The organism is Klebsiella planticola ATCC 33531 (genome assembly GCF_000735435.1).
GTDB classification, from domain to species: domain Bacteria; phylum Pseudomonadota; class Gammaproteobacteria; order Enterobacterales; family Enterobacteriaceae; genus Klebsiella; species Klebsiella planticola.
Genome location: NZ_JMPP01000067.1, coordinates 42,813 through 62,268, shown reverse-complemented (window position 1 = coordinate 62,268; position 19,456 = coordinate 42,813). Strand labels below are relative to the sequence as shown.

19 protein-coding genes are annotated in these 19,456 nt (G+C 57.8%); 7 read left to right on the top strand and 12 right to left on the bottom strand.

What is annotated here, in order from left to right; translation table 11 throughout:
• Positions 1-4: 4 nt before the first annotated feature.
• From copA to GRPL_RS01930, 5 genes are all read right to left on the bottom strand, one after another.
• Entirely contained in the window at positions 5-2,506 is a 2,502-nt protein-coding gene (copA, locus tag GRPL_RS01910; protein WP_032700675.1) for a copper-exporting P-type ATPase CopA, read from the bottom strand.
• 93 nt (positions 2,507-2,599) lie between these two features.
• Positions 2,600-3,313: an MgtC/SapB family protein gene (locus GRPL_RS01915; RefSeq protein ID WP_032696513.1), complete on the bottom strand. Its 714-nt coding sequence runs from the start codon at positions 3,311-3,313 to the stop codon at positions 2,600-2,602.
• A gap of 61 nt (positions 3,314-3,374) precedes the next feature.
• Complete coding sequence (locus GRPL_RS01920; protein ID WP_032700674.1) at positions 3,375-4,394, bottom strand: nucleoside hydrolase; 1,020 nt, start codon at positions 4,392-4,394, stop codon at positions 3,375-3,377.
• Positions 4,369-5,400 carry a LacI family DNA-binding transcriptional regulator gene (locus tag GRPL_RS01925; protein WP_032696511.1) on the bottom strand — a complete coding sequence of 344 codons (1,032 nt, stop codon included), beginning with the start codon at positions 5,398-5,400 and terminating at the stop codon, positions 4,369-4,371. Before GRPL_RS01925 ends, GRPL_RS01920 begins: the two co-directional genes overlap by 26 nt.
• Positions 5,401-5,506: 106 nt before the next feature.
• Positions 5,507-6,901 carry an MFS transporter gene (locus tag GRPL_RS01930; protein WP_032700673.1) on the bottom strand — a complete coding sequence of 465 codons (1,395 nt, stop codon included), beginning with the start codon at positions 6,899-6,901 and terminating at the stop codon, positions 5,507-5,509.
• A 293-nt stretch (positions 6,902-7,194) separates the two neighbouring features.
• Between GRPL_RS01930 and cueR the strand changes: the two genes are divergently transcribed.
• Positions 7,195-7,605 carry a Cu(I)-responsive transcriptional regulator gene (gene cueR, locus GRPL_RS01935; RefSeq protein ID WP_032689183.1) on the top strand — a complete coding sequence of 137 codons (411 nt, stop codon included), beginning with the start codon at positions 7,195-7,197 and terminating at the stop codon, positions 7,603-7,605.
• On the opposite strand, the gene GRPL_RS01940 is transcribed toward cueR, so the two are convergent.
• Positions 7,602-8,066 carry an NfeD family protein gene (locus GRPL_RS01940; RefSeq protein ID WP_032689182.1) on the bottom strand — a complete coding sequence of 155 codons (465 nt, stop codon included), beginning with the start codon at positions 8,064-8,066 and terminating at the stop codon, positions 7,602-7,604. The two genes, cueR and GRPL_RS01940, sit on opposite strands and share 4 nt — an antisense overlap.
• Positions 8,063-8,980 (bottom strand): SPFH domain-containing protein, encoded by a 918-nt coding sequence (locus tag GRPL_RS01945; RefSeq protein WP_032689181.1) that lies wholly within the window; start codon positions 8,978-8,980, stop codon positions 8,063-8,065. The genes GRPL_RS01940 and GRPL_RS01945 overlap by 4 nt, the downstream gene beginning before the upstream one ends.
• A gap of 139 nt (positions 8,981-9,119) precedes the next feature.
• Here GRPL_RS01945 and fetA point away from each other — a divergent pair, with 139 nt between their 5' ends.
• The gene (fetA, locus tag GRPL_RS01950; protein WP_032689180.1) at positions 9,120-9,797 is read left to right on the top strand and encodes an iron efflux ABC transporter ATP-binding subunit FetA; all 678 of its coding nucleotides are present in this window, start codon (positions 9,120-9,122) and stop codon (positions 9,795-9,797) included.
• The gene (gene fetB / locus GRPL_RS01955) at positions 9,784-10,566 is read left to right on the top strand and encodes an iron efflux ABC transporter permease subunit FetB (protein ID WP_032689179.1); all 783 of its coding nucleotides are present in this window, start codon (positions 9,784-9,786) and stop codon (positions 10,564-10,566) included. The genes fetA and fetB overlap by 14 nt, the downstream gene beginning before the upstream one ends.
• 350 nt (positions 10,567-10,916) lie before the next feature.
• Here the strand turns inward: fetB and GRPL_RS01960 are convergent, their stop codons facing one another.
• From GRPL_RS01960 to tesA, 3 genes are read right to left on the bottom strand one after another with little or no spacing between them, the layout of a single operon-like run.
• Entirely contained in the window at positions 10,917-11,771 is an 855-nt protein-coding gene (locus tag GRPL_RS01960) for a co-chaperone YbbN (protein ID WP_032689178.1), read from the bottom strand.
• Between the two features lie 58 nt (positions 11,772-11,829).
• Entirely contained in the window at positions 11,830-12,639 is an 810-nt protein-coding gene (locus tag GRPL_RS01965; RefSeq protein ID WP_162180125.1) for an SDR family oxidoreductase, read from the bottom strand.
• A complete protein-coding gene (gene tesA / locus GRPL_RS01970; RefSeq protein ID WP_032689237.1) occupies positions 12,629-13,252 on the bottom strand; it encodes a multifunctional acyl-CoA thioesterase I/protease I/lysophospholipase L1 in 624 nt (207 codons plus the stop codon). The genes GRPL_RS01965 and tesA overlap by 11 nt, the downstream gene beginning before the upstream one ends.
• Between tesA and ybbA the strand changes: the two genes are divergently transcribed.
• Positions 13,223-13,909, top strand: coding sequence for a putative ABC transporter ATP-binding protein YbbA (ybbA, locus tag GRPL_RS01975; protein ID WP_032689236.1), 687 nt, complete (start codon positions 13,223-13,225; stop codon positions 13,907-13,909). The two genes, tesA and ybbA, sit on opposite strands and share 30 nt — an antisense overlap.
• Complete coding sequence (ybbP, locus tag GRPL_RS01980; RefSeq protein ID WP_032700672.1) at positions 13,906-16,320, top strand: putative ABC transporter permease subunit YbbP; 2,415 nt, start codon at positions 13,906-13,908, stop codon at positions 16,318-16,320. The genes ybbA and ybbP overlap by 4 nt, the downstream gene beginning before the upstream one ends.
• Before the next feature lie 152 nt (positions 16,321-16,472).
• Here ybbP and GRPL_RS01985 read toward each other — a convergent pair whose 3' ends face one another.
• Complete coding sequence (locus GRPL_RS01985; protein WP_004858861.1) at positions 16,473-16,781, bottom strand: monooxygenase; 309 nt, start codon at positions 16,779-16,781, stop codon at positions 16,473-16,475.
• 209 nt (positions 16,782-16,990) lie between these two features.
• On the opposite strand from GRPL_RS01985, the gene GRPL_RS01990 reads away from it, so the two are divergent.
• Entirely contained in the window at positions 16,991-18,136 is a 1,146-nt protein-coding gene (locus tag GRPL_RS01990; RefSeq protein WP_032689174.1) for a porin, read from the top strand.
• 17 nt (positions 18,137-18,153) lie between these two features.
• Entirely contained in the window at positions 18,154-18,282 is a 129-nt protein-coding gene (locus GRPL_RS28465; protein WP_265597016.1) for a hypothetical protein, read from the top strand.
• A 9-nt stretch (positions 18,283-18,291) separates the two neighbouring features.
• Here GRPL_RS28465 and mnmH read toward each other — a convergent pair whose 3' ends face one another.
• Positions 18,292-19,371: a tRNA 2-selenouridine(34) synthase MnmH gene (gene mnmH / locus GRPL_RS01995; protein ID WP_032700671.1), complete on the bottom strand. Its 1,080-nt coding sequence runs from the start codon at positions 19,369-19,371 to the stop codon at positions 18,292-18,294.
• Positions 19,372-19,456 lie beyond the last annotated feature (85 nt).

The following is a 19,456-nucleotide window of genomic DNA, read 5'->3' as shown; positions in this document are numbered from 1 at the left end:
ACATCTAGTCTTTCGGTTTAAAGCGCAGCAGCCGGTTGGCGTTGCTGACCACGGTAATGGAAGAGAGCGCCATAGCGGCACCGGCTACCACCGGGTTAAGCAGAGTTCCGGTCAGCGGCCATAAGATTCCGGCGGCGATGGGGATCCCCAGCGAGTTGTACACAAAGGCGCCCAGCAGGTTCTGCTTCATGTTGCGCAGCGTGGCTTTGGAAATCGCCAGCGCATCCGCGACGCCGTTCAGACTATGGCGCATCAGGGTGATGGCCGCCGTCTCAATGGCAACATCGCTCCCGCCGCCCATCGCAATCCCGACGTCGGCCTGGGCCAGCGCCGGCGCGTCGTTGATGCCGTCACCGACCATCGCCACCTGATGTCCCTGGCTTTGCAGGCGCTTGATAGCGTCAGCTTTGCCGTCCGGCAGCACGCCGGCGATCACTTCGTCGATGCCTGCCTCTTTGGCAATCGCGTTAGCGGTCGTGGGGTTATCCCCGGTCAGCATCACCAGACGATAACCCTGGCGGTGCAGGCGAGCCAGCGCAGCGACGCTATCGCTACGCAGCGGATCGCGAATAGCGAACAGTGCGGCGACCTGGCCATCGATCGCCAGCAGCACCGGCGTTGTCCCTTGTGATGCCTGGGCGGCAATCTCGCTTTCTACGGCGGCGGTGGCAATCTTTTGCTCATTAAGCAGCGCCTGGTTACCGAGCAGCAGGGTACGGCCTTCTGCCTCGCCGCTGACGCCGAGTCCGCGCAGAGTGCGGAAGTTGTTGACGACCGGCAACTGACTATCGGCGGCTTTCTCGATGATCGCCCGCGCCAGCGGGTGGCTGGAGCCTTGCTCCAGTGCCGCTGCAAGACGTAGCGCGGTGGGCTCATCAACCTCGGCAAAGGTTTTTACCGCCACCACCTGCGGTTTACCTTCGGTCAGGGTGCCCGTTTTATCAAAAACGATGGTATCGAGCTGGCTGGCGCGCTGCAGCGCATCGGCATCGCGAACCAGCACGCCATATTCCGCCGCGCGACCCACGCCGGAGATAATCGACATCGGCGTCGCCAGGCCCAGCGCACAAGGGCAGGCGATAATCAGCACCGTAGTGGCGATCACCAGGGTATAGACAATTTGCGGTGCCGGCCCGAAGAAGTACCAGATTGCCGCACTGAACAGGGCGATAACCACCACGGCCGGCACGAATACGGCGGAGATTTTATCCGCCAGCTGGCCGATTTCCGGTTTGCTGCTTTGCGCCTGGCGCACCATGCGGATGATACGGGCAAGCGTCGTCTGGCTGCCGACGGCGCTGGCGGTAAACAGAACGCTGCCGTCCTGGACCACGGTACCGGCATGCAGCGTGTCGCCATCCGTTTTTTGTTGTGGAATCGGTTCGCCGGTCAGCATCGCCTCATCCAGCCAGGCTTCGCCCTGGCTTATCACTCCGTCAACCGGAACCCGGTCGCCGGTGGTCAGACGCAGGGTCATCCCCGGCTGAACGTCGGCCAGCGGCACGCTTTTTTCACCCTCTTCGCTGACAACCCGCGCCGACGGTGGCGTCAGGTCGAGCAGTTTTTCCAGCGCTTTTGAGGAGCGCTGACGGGCGCGGGCTTCCAGCATATGACCGAGATTAATTAAGCCGATAATCATTGCGCTGGCTTCATAGTAGAGATGGCGAGCCTCCATCGGGAACCACTGCGGCCACAGGTTGACGCTCATGGAATAGAGCCAAGCTACGCCGGTTCCCAGCGCCACCAGCGTATCCATAGTGGCCGTCGCGTTTTTCAGGCTTTTCCATGCGCTGCGATAGAAATGGCCGCCGGCGAAGACCATCACCGCCAGGGTGACAAGCCCGATAACCAGCCACAGGGAACGGTTATCATCGCTGACCATCATATTGTCACCGATCATTCCCCAGACCATGACCGGCACCCCCACCAGCAGGGCAACAATCGCCTGCCAACGGAAGCGTTTCATGGTGGCGATAGCGGTTTCCTGCTGGCGTTCGCGGCGTTGCTGGTCATCTTCGATCGCTTCGGCGCCGTAGCCTGCCTTCTCCACCGCCTGGACTAATTCTGCGGCGGACGCGCTGCCCATAACCAGCGCAGTGCGTTCCGCGAGGTTTACCCGTGCCTGCGTGACGCCCGGTACGCTTTGCAGCGCGTTTTGTACCCGGGAAACACAGCTGGCGCAGCTCATGCCGCTTAACAGCAGCTGTTGGCTTTCATCATCAGCCGTCGCTGCCGGAAGCTCAGAAGAGACCGCTGTCAGCGCTTCCGACGGGATTGATGACTCCGCCAGCGGTTTAGCCTTTGGGTGGCTTAACTCTGCGCCGTAACCGGCTTGCTTGATGGTTTCGATAAGCGCTTCTGCACTGGCGCTACCGGTCACGTGCGCTTCGGTGACGGTGACTTCCGCCAGCTCAACGTCCGGGCGCTGTTCGAGACTTTCTTTTACGCGTTTGACGCAGTGACCGCAGGACAAACCGTCCAGGGCCAGGTCGATGGTTTGAGACATAACACACTCCTTTATGACAGGGATGACTGACTGTGATAAAGGTTAAACCTTCCAGCAAGGGGAAGGTCAAGGTGTTTATTTGCCGCGGCGTTTTTAGTGTTCCAGCGCAATCGCGCAGACATGTTCCAGAGAAGAAAGGCTGCTGTACAGTTCGGGTAAGGTCATTTTTTTCCTCACCACCATCTTGAGGTTGACCTCTATTTTTCCCTTTTTTAAATCACGGATCGTGATGGTTTCGATAATATTTTTTTGCTGCGTAATACCCGTTATTAGCGTTTCTAAGCCGGATTTTTCATCAAGGATAATGCGGATTTTTACTTTGCCGGGTGACTGATTTTTAGTTTGTAAAAAAATGACGAAATAACTGAGCTTGATCGCCAGCAGGAATAATCCGGTGGCGAGAAGAGCATGGAGATAAAAACCGGCGCCGCTGGTAATGCCTACCCCTGCGGAAGCCCATACTATTGCCGCTGTCGTCAGCCCGGAAATCGCATCATCATGGCGGTGGAGGATCACCCCCGCGCCGAGAAATCCGACGCCGCTGATGATCTGCGCCGCCAGGCGCATCGGATCGCTGCGGATGTTGGCGGAGATCTCAGCGTAATACTCCGCCGACTGGATCGAGACAATCGTCAGGACGCAGCTGGCTACGGAAATAATCACGCAGGTTTTAAAGCCAACCGGCTTACCTTTTGATTCTCTCTCCAGGCCGATGATTCCGCCGAGAATAAAAGCCACGCCAATTTTGCATAGCGTAATGAAAGCAGATTCTCCCTCGCCAGATAAGATGAGCGCCAACGTATTCATTTTTCCTCCGCAAAACCCTGCCCGCGCAGCGCGTGCTGTTCCTCTTGCCTGTGCAGGAATGCTAGGCGCGGTAACGGTGAATATAGTGTTCGAGCAGCGCCAGAAGATGGTTATTATCGATACTTTCGAGGATGCGTACTGTCGCGCCTTGCGGCTCGGGAATCCCCACCTCCAGGCGCAGGCCGTCACGCCCGTAGCGGCAGGTCATACCGCGAGTGATGCCTTCCAGGGAGACGTCGAGGTAATCTTCTGTGGTCGTCGCCATTGTCGGATCAAGTAACCAGGCAACGGTTAACACATCATGGATCCAACATCCGGGCAGGTTGCGGGTCTGCATTGAGTAGGCGATCCACGGGCGAACAGTCTGGGCCAGATAACGACTAAGCCCGTTATTTACCGAAGTCAGACGATCCAGATCGCGATGAAGCATTTGCGTTTTCGTGGTGACATCCATCGGCACCAGCGTGACAGGCGCGCCGCTGGTGAGTACGGCGTGTGCCGCTTCAGGATCCAAACCAAAATTGGTGTCCTTTATATAGCCCGCAACGTTGAACACCCCGCCCATGATCACGATGTTTTTAACCGTACCAACGATATCGGGATAGAGCTGTAGCGCTATCGCCACATTGGTGAGTGGTCCGGTGGCAATCAGCGTTATCTCGCCGGGATGGTTGCAGATCAGCTCGCCGATGGCCTGTGGTGCCAGAGGCTGCACGGCCTGGCAGGTTGGCGGGGCAGGGACGTCCGACCATAGCTGGCGTAAGCCAGCGCGATCGACGCCATGATCAAGTTTTTCGCGCCACGGCAGCGGGTCTTCTCTGAGGGCGCGGGCGGCGCCGCGGTAGACCGAAACAGGGATATCTAGCTGTCGGACGAGCTCTTTGGCGACGGCATAGCCGGTTTCTACCGGCGTATTGCCTGCCACGGTGGTGATCATTTCCAGGGTGATTTGCGGTGCGGCAATCGCCAGCGCCAACGCCAGGCCATCATCGATATTGGCACCCGGAATGCCGTTCCCCGGGTCGCAGTCGATAATCACGCGCATGGATTCATTTTCATCTTGTCTCAGGTTGTACTTCATGTCCCTGGCAGCCACACGACTCTCCCACTCGTAAATAAAACTCAAATTCAACGCGGCGAACCTTACCGTCCCAGTTTTTCAGCATGTCGATCGCCGCCCGGGCCATTTTGTCGACGGGCTGGCGGACGGCCGTTAAGGAAGGGACGTTGTAAGCCGATTCTTGTGTGGCGTTAAAGCAGACCAGCGCCACATCCTGGGGCACACGCAGCCCGTGCTCTGCCAGCGCGCGTAAGCAGCCGATCGCCTGTTGTTCATTGGTGGCGAACAGCGCGCGCGGAGGCTTACCCTGCAGCATACGTTTTGTCGCCTCATAGCCTCCTGCCCGCGTATAGTTGGTCGAAAAAATCCAGCCAGGAGTGACCGCCAGCGACGCTTCTTCCAGCGCTAACTGCCATCCCCGAATACGATCCTGGGTGTTGAGCATTTCACGCGGGCCACAGATAATGCCGATATCGCGGTAGCCGTGATCGATAAGATGTTTCGTCACCTGCCAGGCCGCCAGCTGTTCATCCACCTGAATAACGCTGACGTTTAATCCGGCATCGACGCGATCCAACATCACGCAGGGCGTGCCGCTCTCTTCAATCAACTCAATATACGGGTGCCGGTCAACGCTGGTATAAATCAGGCCGTCAACCTGGCGATTGAGCATGTTGTTGATCAATTCACGCTCCCGTCCGCTGTTATCACCCGCATCCCCCAGCAGGAGGACCTTGCCGTCAGCGAACGCTTCGCGCTGCAGGGCGTGCGCCATGGAGGCAATAAACGGGTTTGAGATATCCGGGGCCACAAGCCCGTAAGTTTGCGTACTCCCCGAGGCCAGAGCGCGGGCGATACCATTGGGCCGGTAACCGGTTTTCTTGATCGCCTGCAACACGCGCTGCCGGGTCGCCTCGGCAACGGGACGTGGACCGTTATTAATAACGTAACTCACGACAGCGACAGATGTTCCCGCCTCCTTTGCGACATCGGAACGTGTTACGCGTTGTGAATGTGATTGGGTCACGAGGCACCTACCTGGTTGAGTTCAGAGCATTCTCTTTTCCGCACAGCATAAGGTGTTGTCCCCCAAAAATCTTGGGTAAAGAACGCGCATCCAGCGTTCTCCGTGCTCAAATTGCGTCCTCAGGTAAATTGAGATCGCGTCCGCGCGTCTCCGGAGCGAAAAAGGTGGTCACCAGACCGATGGCAGCCATCAGCGAGAAATAGACTGCGATAGGCCACCAGTGCCCGTAAAACGAGAGCAGCGCCGAGGCCACCAGCGGCGCGGTACCGCCCGACATAATTGAGCCCAGCTCTTTGGCGAAGGCCATTTTGGTATAGCGATTAGTCACGCCAAAAAGCTCAACGCCCCAGGCCGCCTGGACACCGAAAATACCCAGCGAAGCGAGCCCCATACCGGTAATGATGGTGGGGATAACAATCCACGGCTCACGGGAGTCGAGCAGCATAAAGGCCGGGAAGGCGTAGAGGATCAGTAACAGACAGAACCAACGATAGATGATGCGCCGACCGAAGCGATCGGAAAGCCAGCCCGCCAGCGGAATAATGGCGAATCCCAGAATCGACGCGATAAACACGGCCACCGTCGGGACCGATTTATCGACCATCAGAACCCTGGCGACATAGCCAATGATAAAACCCTGGGCGAGGTAGGATGGGCCATTTTCGCCGATGCGTAAGCCGACCATTGTCCAGAACGCACGGGTGCGTCGCCAGAAGCCACGGGTGTCCTGCTGTTTCATGGCCTGGCCGCGGCGCAGCGATTTTTCACGTTCGGCCTTGAGCAGCGCTTTTTGTCGTTCAAAGACCGGAGTTTCACGGATATGGCGACGAATGAACAGCGCCGTCGCGGCGATGAGAATGCTGCTGAGGAAAGGGATGCGCCATCCCCAACTGAGCAACGCATCTTTGTCCATTTGTAAGACAACGAGCCAGACCAGAGAGGCGAGTAAAGTGCCGCTGTTGGAGCCGAGAGCGATAATGGAAGAGACCAGCCCGCGGCGCTTCACGGGGGCGTATTCACCGAGCATCACGGTGCCGCCTGAGAGTTCTGCTCCGGCCCCCAGCCCTTGAGTAAATCGCAGAATAACCAGGCACACCGGCGCCCATACGCCAATCTGGGCGTAGCCGGGAATTAAGCCGATTAGCATGGTTGAGAATCCCATCAGGCCGATGGTGATCACCATGACAATTTTGCGTCCGTGCCGGTCGCCTATCCAGCCAAACAGCAGCGCGCCGATGGGCCGGGCAATAAAACCAACGGAATAGGCGGCAAAGCTGGAGAGAAGCGCCATGACTGGGGTGGCCTGTGGAAAAAAGACATCGCCAAAGATAATACCGGCGGCGAGTCCGTAGAGCGCAAAATCGGCATATTCCATCGTGGTGCCTAACCAGCAGGAAAACGTCGCTCGCCAGAATTCGCGGCGCCCTTCGGGGGTTTCCATGCGCTCCTGGGCAGCCTGCTGGCCGTCAGTCAGGGGAACAGAGGATGAATGCGTGTTCATAAGAACTCCTTGAAGTGAGCTGTCGACAAAAGCCGCAGGTTTTAACTCTTCATGTTCTACTCGCGTAGATATTATATTTCTTCGGCAGATTAATAGATCTACCCGCGTAGAATTGAAAGATGAAAGAGTCAGGATTGCGAAAGCGATCACTTATAACAGGCAATTGTTACAGAAAATGATGCCCCGGACGCGCTACTCTGAAAGGAAGAAGGCTTCCTGAGGCGTCGCCCGGTAGGCGATGGCGGGAAGTGAGTTATAATGATGCTCTGTAGGCGCCAATCGACGGAGGACACGTGAATATCAGCGATGTGGCAAAAAAAACCGGCTTAACCAGTAAAGCGATTCGCTTTTATGAAGAGAAGGGACTGGTCACGCCGCCGCTGCGCAGTGAAAACGGCTATCGCAGCTACAGTCAACGGCACCTGGATGAACTGACCTTACTGCGCCAGGCGCGGCAGGTCGGGTTTAATCTTGAGGAGTGCCGCGAACTGATCTTTCTGTTTAACGATCCGTCGCGGCACAGTGCGGACGTTAAGCGCAGAACGCTGGATAAAGTTGCGGATATTGAGCGCCATATCAGCGAGTTGCAAAATATGCGCAGGCATCTGCTGGCGCTGGCGGAAGCCTGTCCCGGCGATGACGGCGCCGATTGTCCAATTATCGACAACCTTTCCGGCTGCTGCCACCGCAAGGCGCAGGCTTAGCGGCGTGGCGCGGTGGCCCGCACGCGCAGCGTAATACCTTCGACGGCCAGTACCTCTACGTGGCTGCCTGCGGCAAGGTCCTCATCGGCCACCACCGGCCACGAGCTGTCGCCAACCCGTACGTGACCATGGCCGTTGATCAGCGGGCTTTCCAGCATGAAGACGCGGCCGACCAGCTGCTTGCCGCGCTGGTTGAGCTGCGCGTCGGCCGGTTTCTGGCGCGCGACCTGCCTGCGCAGCCAGTGTGACCACAGCCAGGCGGCCAGCAAGGTCATCGCGGCGAACAGCGTGCCCTGCCACTCCCAGCCGAAGGGCAGCCCCCAGGAGAGGAGTCCGGTGACTACGCCGGCGATGCCGCTCCACAGCAGATAGCCGTTGCCGCCCAGCATTTCAGCGGCCAGCAGGAGTCCGCCGAGGCTCAGCCAGAAAATATGCGGATGGGCGAGAATGAGCGCGATCATGATTTTTTCCGTTCGCCAGAACCTTCTTTGATAAGCTCGCTGATACCGGCGATAGAGCCCATCAGGCTGCTGGCATCGAGCGGCATCATCACCACTTTGCTGTTATTGGCGGAACCAATTTTCTGCAGCGCATCGGTGTATTTCTGGGCCACAAAGTAGTTAATCGCCTGAATATCGCCGGAGGCGATAGCGGACGAGACCATCTGCGTCGCGCGGGCTTCCGCTTCCGCAGAACGTTCGCGGGCCTCGGCCTGCAAGAATGCCGACTGGCGTTCCCCTTCCGCTTTCAGGATCTGCGACTGCTTTTCCCCTTCGGCTTTGAGAATTTCGGCCTGGCGTATCCCTTCGGCTTCAAGAATATAGGCGCGTTTGGTTCGTTCGGCTTTCATCTGGGCGTTCATCGAGGCAATCAGTTCAGCCGGCGGGCGCACGTCGCGAATTTCGACGCGGGTAATTTTGACGCCCCACGGGTTCGTCGCTTCGTCGACAATATGCAGCAGGCGGGTGTTAATGCTGTCGCGCTGGGAGAGCATTTCGTCAAGTTCCATCGAGCCAAGAACGGTACGAATGTTGGTCATCGTCAGGTTGACGATCGCCTGCTGTAAATTGCTGACCTCATAAGCCGCTTTTGGCGCATCAATGACCTGAATAAAGCACACGGCATCAATAGTAACGTTGGCGTTATCGCGTGAAATAACCTCCTGGGAGGGAATATCAAGCACCTGTTCCATCATATTAATCTTACGGCCAATCCGATCCATAAATGGCACCACCAGGCTTAAACCCGGTTGCAGCGTCATGGTGTAGCGGCCGAAACGCTCAACGGTCCACTGGAAGCCCTGGGGGACAATTTTAACGCCCGCCATGACGATAACCAGCGCGACGAAAATGAGTACGGGGATAAAGATCAGCATCAAAAAACCTCCTGTTTTATTGCCTGATGAGGCGCCAGAAAAAATGACGCAGGTTTAAATTGAGTATATCTTTCTCCTCACCCAGGCGAAAGGAAACTGGAGTAAACTAGCAGGGTTGTGGGAAAAAAGTGGAACAATAATGAAGGAAAATAACGCTATTTTGCGTCTTGCGAATGTTGGCTTTCAGGTCGACGAGACGGTCATTCTTAATAATATAAATCTCCAGCTGCGGGCCGGAGAATTTAAGCTGATTACCGGGCCTTCCGGCTGTGGAAAAAGCACCTTGCTGAAAATTATCGCCTCGCTGCTGAGTCCTACCTCCGGGCAGATTTTTTTTGCCGATCGGGATATTACGGCGCTCTCGCCGGAAACCTACCGCCAGCAGGTCTCCTACTGCGCGCAGACCCCGGCGCTGTTTGGTGACTCGGTTTATGACAATCTGATTTTTCCCTGGCAGATTCGCCATCAGCAGCCGGATCCTGCGGCGCTGGTCGCTGATTTACAACGCTTTGGTCTTGCGGAAAATACGCTGGAAAAATCAATCAATGAGCTTTCTGGGGGAGAAAAGCAGCGGGTTTCGCTGATCCGTAATTTGCAATTTTTGCCCCAGGTATTGTTGCTTGATGAAATTACCAGCGCGCTGGATGAAAGTAATAAACACAACGTCAACGATATTATTCATCGTTATGTGACGGAAAAAAATATTGCGGTGCTGTGGGTCACCCACGATCGCAATGAAATTGCCCATGCTGATGAGGTGATCACGTTGCAGCCCGCCGGCGGCAGCGCTCAGGAGGTGTCTCATGAACGGGCATAATATTACCAACGAATCGCTGGCGCTTTCGATGGTGCTGGTGCTGGTGGCGATTATTGTGAGCTACCGGGAAAAACTGGCGCTGGAAAAAGATATCGTCTGGAGTATCTGTCGGGCGGTGGTGCAGCTGATTATTGTCGGCTACGTCCTGAAATATATCTTCAACGTCAATCACGCGCTGCTGACGCTGCTGATGGTGCTGTTTATTTGCTTTAACGCGGCATGGAACGCGCAAAAGCGCAGCAAATATATTGATAAGGCCTTCCTGTCGTCATTTATTGCCATTACGACCGGCGCCGGACTGACGCTGGCGGTGCTGGTCTTCTCCGGCTCCATTGCTTTTGTGCCGATGCAGGTGATTCCGATCGCCGGGATGGTGGCCGGGAACGCGATGGTGGCGGTCGGGCTGTGCTACAACAATATGGGACAGCGCTTCAACAGCGAGCAGCAGCAAATTCAGGAGAAGCTCAGCCTGGGCGCCACGCCGAAAATGGCGGCTGCCGGGTTAATTCGCGACAGTATTCGCGCATCGCTGATCCCGACTATCGATTCGGCTAAAACGGTGGGGCTGGTGAGTTTGCCCGGCATGATGTCAGGGCTGATTTTTGCCGGCATTGATCCGGTGAAGGCCATTAAATATCAGATTATGGTGACGTTTATGCTGCTCTCTACCGCCAGTCTGTCGACGATCATCGCCGGCTATCTGACCTACCGCAAGTTCTTTAACGCCCGCCATCAGCTGGTGGTGACGCAGTTGAAAAAGCACTCATAAACGTAACGGCTCCCCGGATGGCGGCACGACAGTGCCGCCCGTAGCCCCGGTAAGCGCAGCGCGACCGGGGGCGTTTTGGAGAACAGGTGCGGCGTTTCCGCCCCGTAGCCCCGGTAAGCGCAGCGCGGACCGGGGGCGTTTCGGAGAACAGGATGCGGCGTTTTCGCCCCCGTAGCCCCGGTAAGCGTAGCGCGACCGGGGGCGTTTTGGAGAACAGGTGCGGCGTTTTCGCCCCGTAGCCCCGGTAAGCGCAGCGCGACCGGGGGCGTTTCGGAGAACAGGTGCGGCGTTTCCGCCCCGTAGCCCCGGTAAGCGTAGCGCGACCGGGGGGATTGACGTGGATAAGGGGATTAGTACAGCAGCGAATAGAGCTGACGGCGGTACTTCGCCGCCAGGGCATCGCCGGTACCCAGTGCGGCAAGGATCTCCTGCAACATCTTGCGTACCTGGCCGTCTCCGGCGCCTAAATCCTTCTGCAAATGACTGAACAGCAGCGCCAGCGCTTCTTCATTGCGGCCAACCTGATGCAGCTGCAGCGCGAGCTGAGCGGCCAGCGCGGCATCTTCAGGATGCTGTTCAACCTGCTGCTGCAGCTGTTGAATTTCCGGCGTATCGGCCGCCTGTTTCAGCAGCTCAATCTGCGCGACCAGCCCCTGATAGCGGGTATCCTGATCCTGCATAGGAACGGTTTTCAGCACCGCTTCGGCTTCGTCGGAACGCTGCAGCGCGATCAGCGTCTCCGCCAGCAGCAGGCCAATCTGGCTGTCCTGGTTCGACATCTGCCACGCGTCTTTCAGCAGCGGCAGAGCCTCAAGATATTTTTCTTCCTGCATCAGCGCCAGCGCCTGCTGAGCTTTGAGCTCCTCTTCGCGGGGCAGCACTTTATCCAGCAGCGCACGGATGGCTGATTCCGGCTGCGGGCCTTCGAAGCCGTCTACCGGCTGGCCGTTCTGGAACAGATAAACCGTCGGGATTGAGCGCAGGCCAAACTGTGAGGCAAGCATCTGCTCAGCATCGCAGTCCACTTTCGCCAGCGTAAACTGCCCGTTGTATTGCGCAGCCAGTCCTTCCAGAACCGGCGTCAGCTGCTCGCAGTGCTGGCTGCGCGCTGACCAGAAATAAAACAGCACCGGCGCAGTAACGGATTGCTCCAGCGTCTGGTGCAGGTTAGCTTCGGTAATATTGATAACATTCTGTACTGACATGAGCGCATCTCTTTAGTCGATTTTGGGTATACATGGGGGCGACAGCCGGAGCTTCAACTCAGCCCTGGATAATTTTGTCCATCAGTCGCGTCGGCAGCAGGCGTTTGAGCAGCGCCACGGCGTGGGTGACAAGCGTCACCGGATAGCGTAATTGCGGTTTGTCGCTGGTAAAAGCATGGCGCACTTTTTCCACCACCGCTTCCGGGCCGAGGGTAAAGCGTGCGGCGATACCCGGATTCTCCACCGGCTTATCGCGCTGGGTTTGGTTGACGTTGGTGGTAAAACGGGTGTTGATGGGACCGGGCTCAATCAGGCTGACCTTAATGCCGCTATAGCGCAGCTCCATACGCAGCGCATCGGACCAGGCTTCCAGCGCATATTTGCTGGCCGCGTAGGCGCCGCGACCGGGGCTGGAGATGATCCCCATGACCGAGGAGGTCATGACGATACGCCCTTCGCCGTGCGGCTCCATTGCCGGCAGAAGTAACATCGTCAGCTGGTGTGCGCCAAAAAAGTTGGCGGAAAACTGCGCCTCCATCTGTTGACGGCTAATGGTGGCGAGCGGGCCATAGACGCCGTATCCGGCGTTATTAAACAGCCCGTACAGGCGATTATTGGTCAGGGCGATGACCTCCGCAGCGGCGCGTTCAACGCTTTGCGGATCGTCGAGGTCCAGCAAAATACCGGTCAGCCCGAGCTCCTGCATCCGCGCCACGTCGTCCGCTTTACGGCAGGCGGCCAGGACGTTAAAGCCCTGGCGTTTTAAATCGAGGGCGCTTTCAAGACCAATACCGCTGGAACAGCCTGTAACTAAAACCGATTTTTGCATAACTTTACCTGCAAGCGACGCCTGAAGATCAGGAGTCATGATTAACTAAGGGAGCCAGCCGGGTTGCCATCCAGTCGGCAATAAAAGGCTGGGCATCGCGATTGGGGTGGATGCCATCATCCTGCATCCACTGGGGTTTCAGATAGACCTCTTCCATAAAAAAGGGCAGCAGAGGAATATCAAACTCTTTGGCCAGGGCCGGATACAGGGCGCTAAAGGCTTCATTATAACGACGGCCATAGTTGGCGGGCAGGCGAATTTGCATCAGCAACGGCTGAGCGTTGGCGGCTTTGATATCCTGAATCACCGTCCGCAGAGTTTGTTCGGTTTGCTGGGGCGGGAAGCCGCGTAGCCCGTCGTTGCCTCCCAGTTCGACCAGCACCCAGCGCGGCTGATGCTGCTTGAGCAGCGCCGGGAGTCTTGCCAGCCCTTGCTGAGAGGTGTCGCCGCTGATGCTGGCGTTGATGACCGGCGTGGTGGTCTGCCACTTATCGTTGAGTAGCGCAGGCCAGGCGGCGCTGGCGGCCATGCGATAACCGGCGCTCAGGCTATCGCCAAGAACTAATAGCTTGTCTGCGGCCATGGCGCGGCAGGCAAAAAAAATCAGAAACAGGAAAGGCAAATGCCAGCGGAAAACATACTTGAAGTTCATCATCTTAAGAAGTCCGTCGGTCAGGGAGAGCATCAGCTTTCCATCCTTACCGGAGTTGAGCTGGTTGTCAAACCGGCGCAGACCATCGCCCTGATTGGCGAGTCGGGGTCGGGGAAATCGACCCTGCTGGCGATACTTGCCGGGCTGGATGACGGCAGCAGCGGTGAGGTCTCCTTACTCGGCCAGCCGCTGCATACGATGGATGAAGAGGCAAGGGCGCGGCTGCGGGCCAAACATGTCGGCTTTGTCTTTCAGTCATTTATGCTGATTCCAACGCTTAATGCTCTGGAAAACGTCGAGCTTCCGGCGCTGCTTCGCGGTGAGACCGATAACCAAAGCCGTGGCAGCGCCCGGGCATTGCTGGAGCAACTGGGTCTGGGTAAACGTCTTCATCATCTGCCGGCGCAGCTTTCCGGCGGTGAGCAGCAGCGGGTGGCGCTCGCCCGCGCGTTTAACGGTCGGCCTGAGCTGCTGTTTGCCGATGAGCCTACCGGCAATCTTGACCGCCATACCGGCGACAAAATTGCCGATCTGCTGTTTTCCCTTAATCGAGAGCATGGTACCACCCTGATCCTGGTGACCCACGATCCGCTGCTGGCGGCGCGCTGCGATCGGCGGCTGCGCCTGGTGGACGGCCTGCTGCGGGAGGAAGCATGATTGCCCGCTGGTTCTGGCGCGAATGGCGCTCGCCCTCGCTGTTGATAGTCTGGCTGGCGCTGAGCCTGGCGGTGGCCTGCGTGCTGGCGCTGGGGTCGATCGGCGATCGGATGGAAAAGGGGCTCAGCCAACAGAGTCGCGAATTTATGGCCGGGGACCGGACGCTGCGCAGCTCGCGTGAGGTGCCTGCCGAGTGGATTGACGAGGCGCGCAGGCTCGGACTCACCGTCGGAGAGCAGCTGAGCTTCGCCACCATGACCTTTGCCGGCGATACGCCGCAGCTGGCGGATGTGAAGGCGGTGGATGATACCTATCCGCTTTACGGTAAGCTGGAGACGCAGCCGCCGGGCCTGAAACCGCAGGCCGGAAGCGTGCTGCTGGCCCCGCGCCTGATGGCGCTGCTGAACTTAAAAATCGGCGATACTCTTGATGTCGGCGATGCCACGCTGCGTATTGCTGGCGAGGTGCTACAAGAGCCGGATGCCGGCTTCAACCCTTTCCAGATGGCGCCGCGGCTGATGATGAACACCGCCGATGTGGCGAAAACCGGCGCGGTACAGCCCGGCAGCCGTGTCTCCTGGCGCTATAAGTACGCCGGAACCCCGCAGCAGCTGGCGGACTATGAAAAGTGGCTCCTGCCGAAGCTGGGGCCTGAACATCGCTGGATCGGCCTGGAGCAGGACGACAGCGCCTTAGGCAAATCACTGGAACGCTCGCAGCAGTTTTTACTGCTGTCTGCGCTGCTGACTCTGTTGCTGGCGGTGGCCGCGGTGGCGGTGGCGATGAGCCATTACTGCCGCAGCCGCTACGATCTGGTGGCGATCCTGAAAACTCTTGGCGCCGGACGCGCGCAGCTGCGTAAGCTTATTGTCGGCCAGTGGCTGATGCTGCTGGCGCTGGCGGCGGTGGCCGGCGGCGCGATGGGGGCGGGGCTCGAGCAGATTCTGCTGCTGATGCTAAAACCGGTGCTACCGGTGGCTTTACCGCCGGCCAGCGGCTGGCCGTGGCTGTGGGCGATCGGCGCGATGGTGGTGATTTCGCTGCTGGTGGGGTTACGACCTTATCGCCTGCTGCTGGCAACGCTGCCGCTGCGGGTACTGCGTCAGGATGTCGTTGCCAACGTCTGGCCGCTGAAATTGTATATTCCGCTGGTGTGTGCGGTGGTGGTGATTCTGCTGGCCTGGCTGATGGGCGGAAGCCCGCTGCTATGGGCGGTACTGGCCGGTGCCGTGGTACTGGCGCTGCTGTGCGGCGTGTTGGGCTGGGGGCTGCTGTGGATGTTGAAACGGTTGACCTTGAAAGCGCTGCCGTTGCGTCTGGCGGTGAACCGTCTGCTGCGCCAGCCGTGGTCAACCCTGAGTCAGCTGGCGGCATTTTCGCTGTCGTTTATGTTGCTGGCGCTGCTGCTGGTGCTGCGCGGCGATCTGCTGGATCGCTGGCAGCAGCAACTGCCGCCGGAAAGCCCCAATTACTTCTTAATCAACATTGCCCCGGAGCAGGTCGCTGCGGTGAAAACGTTCCTCGCCGGGCATCATGTTACGGCGACCGAGTTTTATCCGATTGTGCGCGCCCGCCTGACGCAGATTAACGGTCAGGCGGCGGAGAACAATAAAGACGAAGCGTTGAACCGTGAGCTGAATCTGACCTGGCGCAGCGAGCGGCCGGATCATAATCCGCTGGTGGCCGGAAGCTGGCCGCCGAAAGCCGGGGAGGTCTCGATTGAAGAGGGGCTGGCGCAGCGGTTGGGCGTCAAGCCTGGCGATAGCGTGACGTTTACCGGGGATACTCAGGACTTTAGCGCGAAAGTGTCCAGCGTGCGTAAAGTTGACTGGGAGAGCCTGCGGCCAAACTTCTTCTTTATCTTCCCGCCGGGGGCGCTCGACGGGCAGCCGCAAAGCTGGCTGACCAGCTTCCGCTGGGATAACGGCAATACGCTGTTGACGCAGCTTAATCGCGAATTCCCCACCGTCAGCCTGCTGGATATTGGTGCGATTCTCCGTCAGGTGGGCCAGGTATTGACACAGGTCAGTCGGGCGCTGGAGGTGATGGTGGTGCTGGTGACCGCGTGCGGCATTTTACTGCTGCTGGCGCAGGTTCAGGTCGGTATGCGCCAGCGCTATCAGGAGCTGGTGGTCTGGCGCACGCTGGGGGCCGGAAAGTCGCTGTTGCGTACCACGCTGTGGGCGGAGTTTGCGTTGCTGGGCGTGGTCTCCGGCGTAGTGGCGGCCATCGGCGCGGAGGTGGCGCTGGCGATGCTGCAAACCAAAGTCTTTGATTTTCCGTGGACGCCGGACTGGCGACTGTGGGTGATGTTGCCGCTGTGTGGTGCGCTCCTGCTGTCGTTATGCGGTGGCTGGCTAGGGTTGCGTTTGTTAAAAGGCAAAGCCTTGTTTCGCCAGTTCAGTCAGTGACTGGATGGAGACGTCATCGGACAAGCGTCTGGTGACGCTGCGCTTGCCCGGACCTACGGGAAAACGCAGCCTGCTGATATACAGGAACACAGGCCGGGTAAGGCGTCAGGCCGCCACCCGGCAAAAATACGAGCTCCGTCGCGAAATGAACGCTACTGCAGATGACCGTGGTTCAGTGCGGTGAGCGGTTCATTGACGTCGAAAACTTTGCCGATAACCTCATCAACGCCGAGCGATTTCAGGCGCGCGGTATGCTTATTGAGGTAAGCGAGGGCGGTCTCTTCATCCTCGAAAAGATAGATCCCGCCCGCCTCGTGGTTCTTTTCGCTTTCCGTCCAGACCTTCCAGATAAACCCCGGCTCCTGATTGATCGACTCGGCCAGCTCCACGAGTTGGCGGGACATCTCGCTGCCGAAGGGGCCGTTAAAGGCAAAGTGCAGCTGCAGTAGTTTTTTCGACATAATTCCTCCATGGATAATGTTTGAGCGTCAGTACTTCATTTTAATGACAGAACGATGAAATGATAATCGCTGATTTTTTAAGCGCACAAAATGATAACCAACTGATTTTTAAGAGCACTAAACATTAAAAACCCAACAACACGTCATGCCAAATCACGGTTAATATTCAGCTGGAAACTATAAGGTTGCTTATTACTCAAGGAAAAAGCATGGCACATAAAATAAAAACGCTGGCGATGACGATCGGCGCAGCACTGGCGTTAACCTCTTTCGCATCCCAGGCTGAGATTACGTTACTGAAACAGGACCCGCAGGCCGGAGATCCGCTGAGCCGCCTGAACTTTACCGTCGGCGGGAGTATTCGTCCGCAGTTCAACATGATGTCCGGCGACGGCGATAAAGGGTCTTATAAACGTAATGGTTTTGATGGCGGGACCCGTTTCCGCTTCGCCGCTGATTATTATCTGTTTGATGATATCAGCTGGATCAGCTATTACGAGCTGGGGGTCAATATTCCGGCATTGTTTGACTGGGATAACCACTATGCGGAAGGCGCCAATAATACGACCCGCCGTATGTTGTACACCGGGCTGAAGAGCGACACCTGGGGGACATTAACCTACGGTCAGCAAAACAGTATTTACTACGATGTGGTTGGGGCGAAAACCGATATCTGGGATTACGACATGATCGCCCAGGCGCCGGGTAACGGCATCAACGGCGACTACGATGGTTCGTACCGTTCCCGTAATATGCTGAAATATAAGAAAACGGCGGGTGACGTTGACCTCTATGCCTCTTATTTGTTTGAAGATAATGAATATCTGCCGGGCAATGGCCTGCGCTATAAGCGTAAAGGCGGCGGTTCCGTGGGCGTGGATTATCACATCACCAGGGATCTGACCTGGGGGACCGCGTGGAACTACACCCGTGCCGAGATGCGCGACCCGTCAACAGCAGACAACAAAACCTATGATCAGAATATCCTCGGTACGGCGCTGAGCTGGAAGCCGGATAACTGGACCTTCTCCTTCGGTGGCGGTTGGTATCAGAACTTTATGACCACCAAAAAAACCGATGTTTACGACTATTTCGCCGGGGATGCCTGGGGGATTGAGTACTTCGCCGGTTATACCTTCCCGATTGGTCAGTACGCGGTGAAAACGATTCAGCCATACTTTATGGGCGACCGCCTGGAGTACGTCAACGGCCGTAACTATCAGCGAATTGATAACGGACTGGGGATCAGCTTCCAGCTGGATTACGGTTTCCGCGTTGATTATGAGCACGTCTTTACGTCCAGCACCGACAACCTGGGAGATATGAACCTGGTGCGTCTGCGCTACGACTTCTAAGCGGCTGCGGCTCCCCGATGGCGCTGCGCTTACCGGGGCTACAGGCATATTCCCCGGTGGTGCTGCGCTTACCGGGGCTGCAGGCTTACCGCCATCGGCGGACCTTTAGCCCGGCTAAGGCGTTTTCGCCGCAAGCCGGGCAGTAGGGCGTTTGATTACTTCGCCAGCCAGGAGGCGACGTCATTCCAGCTGCCGCGAAAGATAATTTTTTCCGCTTTTTTACTCAGCTGATAGCGATACATCGGGTCGTAGTACTCTTTCAGCAGCGGCACCAGCCAGGTAAAATGGGCATCGGTCGTGGCGCCTCGCTGCTGCGAAGCCAGCGCCTCATCAAGCAGGGTAGTGAGCTGGGCAAAACGCTGTAGCCCCAGGCGACGGCGAATGGCAAACAGACCGTGATGCAGATACTCGCTGTACTCCTGCCAGCCTTTCTCTTCACCGAAAGCATCAATAAAATCACGGTGCATACGGTCAAAATACTCTTCCCGCAGGCGCTCCAGGCGGATCTCAAACGGGTCTTCCACTACCGCCAGCGGCGACTGCGCCATGCGCTCACGCATGCATGCCGGCAGGTGGTTTGCGCCGATCATATGTCCTTCATCTTCCAGCACCCAGCGGCGATGCTGCCCGGCTGTTTTCAACATCGCCACCGCCAGATGGTTTTCAAATGTTGCCTGGGCGTGCTGTTCATGCAGCGTGCGGCCGAACGATGAGCCGCGATGGTGGGCGAGCCCCTCCAGATCGATACCGTCGGGTCGGGAGCAGACCAACTGGGTCTTGCCGTTGCCGGTACAGCCGCCGATCAGCACGATAGGGCGCTGCACCAGCTCTTCGGTGAGCCGGATGGCGGCCTGGCGCAGCGCCTTATAGCCGCCGACGATCAGGGGGTAATCCACGCCCGCTTCCTTCAGCCACTGCTGGACGATATGCGAACGCTGACCGCCGCGGGCGCAGCACAGATAGCCCTGCGGATAACGTAAGCAGGCGTCGCGCCATGCGGCGAGACGCTTTTCCCGCACCTCGCCGCTGACTAACTGATGGCCCAGCGCTAAGGCCGCGTCTGCGCCGTGGCGTTTATAGCAGGTGCCGACGGCGGCGCGCTCGGCGTCGTCCATCAGCGGCAGGTTCAGTGCCGCGGGAAGTGCGCTTTGGCGGAATTCGATCGGGGCGCGGACGTCAATCAGCGGCGTATTGCTGGCGAGAATCTGCCGAATATTCTGTGGTACTAATTCCATCATTTAAACCGTTAAGCCATTCAGACGCGTCGCTCGACGCGATAATCCTCCTATTGTACGCGGTGAGCGGCAGGCTGGATTGATT

Excerpts from the sequence above, each read along its gene's own strand:
- copA (WP_032700675.1), bottom strand. The coding sequence starts at position 2,506 with ATGTCTCAAACCATCGACCTGGCCCTGGACGGTTTGTCCTGCGGTCAC.
- GRPL_RS01915 (WP_032696513.1), bottom strand. The coding sequence starts at position 3,313 with ATGAATACGTTGGCGCTCATCTTATCTGGCGAGGGAGAATCTGCTTTC.
- GRPL_RS01920 (WP_032700674.1), bottom strand. The coding sequence starts at position 4,394 with ATGAAGTACAACCTGAGACAAGATGAAAATGAATCCATGCGCGTGATT.
- GRPL_RS01930 (WP_032700673.1), bottom strand. The coding sequence starts at position 6,901 with ATGAACACGCATTCATCCTCTGTTCCCCTGACTGACGGCCAGCAGGCT.
- GRPL_RS01940 (WP_032689182.1), bottom strand. The coding sequence starts at position 8,066 with ATGATCGCGCTCATTCTCGCCCATCCGCATATTTTCTGGCTGAGCCTC.
- GRPL_RS01945 (WP_032689181.1), bottom strand. The coding sequence starts at position 8,980 with ATGCTGATCTTTATCCCCGTACTCATTTTCGTCGCGCTGGTTATCGTC.
- fetA (WP_032689180.1), top strand. The coding sequence starts at position 9,120 with ATGAAGGAAAATAACGCTATTTTGCGTCTTGCGAATGTTGGCTTTCAG.
- fetB (WP_032689179.1), top strand. The coding sequence starts at position 9,784 with ATGAACGGGCATAATATTACCAACGAATCGCTGGCGCTTTCGATGGTG.
- GRPL_RS01960 (WP_032689178.1), bottom strand. The coding sequence starts at position 11,771 with ATGTCAGTACAGAATGTTATCAATATTACCGAAGCTAACCTGCACCAG.
- GRPL_RS01965 (WP_162180125.1), bottom strand. The coding sequence starts at position 12,639 with ATGACTCCTGATCTTCAGGCGTCGCTTGCAGGTAAAGTTATGCAAAAA.
- ybbA (WP_032689236.1), top strand. The coding sequence starts at position 13,223 with ATGCCAGCGGAAAACATACTTGAAGTTCATCATCTTAAGAAGTCCGTC.
- tesA (WP_032689237.1), bottom strand. The coding sequence starts at position 13,252 with ATGAACTTCAAGTATGTTTTCCGCTGGCATTTGCCTTTCCTGTTTCTG.
- ybbP (WP_032700672.1), top strand. The coding sequence starts at position 13,906 with ATGATTGCCCGCTGGTTCTGGCGCGAATGGCGCTCGCCCTCGCTGTTG.
- GRPL_RS01985 (WP_004858861.1), bottom strand. The coding sequence starts at position 16,781 with ATGTCGAAAAAACTACTGCAGCTGCACTTTGCCTTTAACGGCCCCTTC.
- GRPL_RS01990 (WP_032689174.1), top strand. The coding sequence starts at position 16,991 with ATGGCACATAAAATAAAAACGCTGGCGATGACGATCGGCGCAGCACTG.
- GRPL_RS28465 (WP_265597016.1), top strand. The coding sequence starts at position 18,154 with ATGGCGCTGCGCTTACCGGGGCTACAGGCATATTCCCCGGTGGTGCTG.
- mnmH (WP_032700671.1), bottom strand. The coding sequence starts at position 19,371 with ATGGAATTAGTACCACAGAATATTCGGCAGATTCTCGCCAGCAATACG.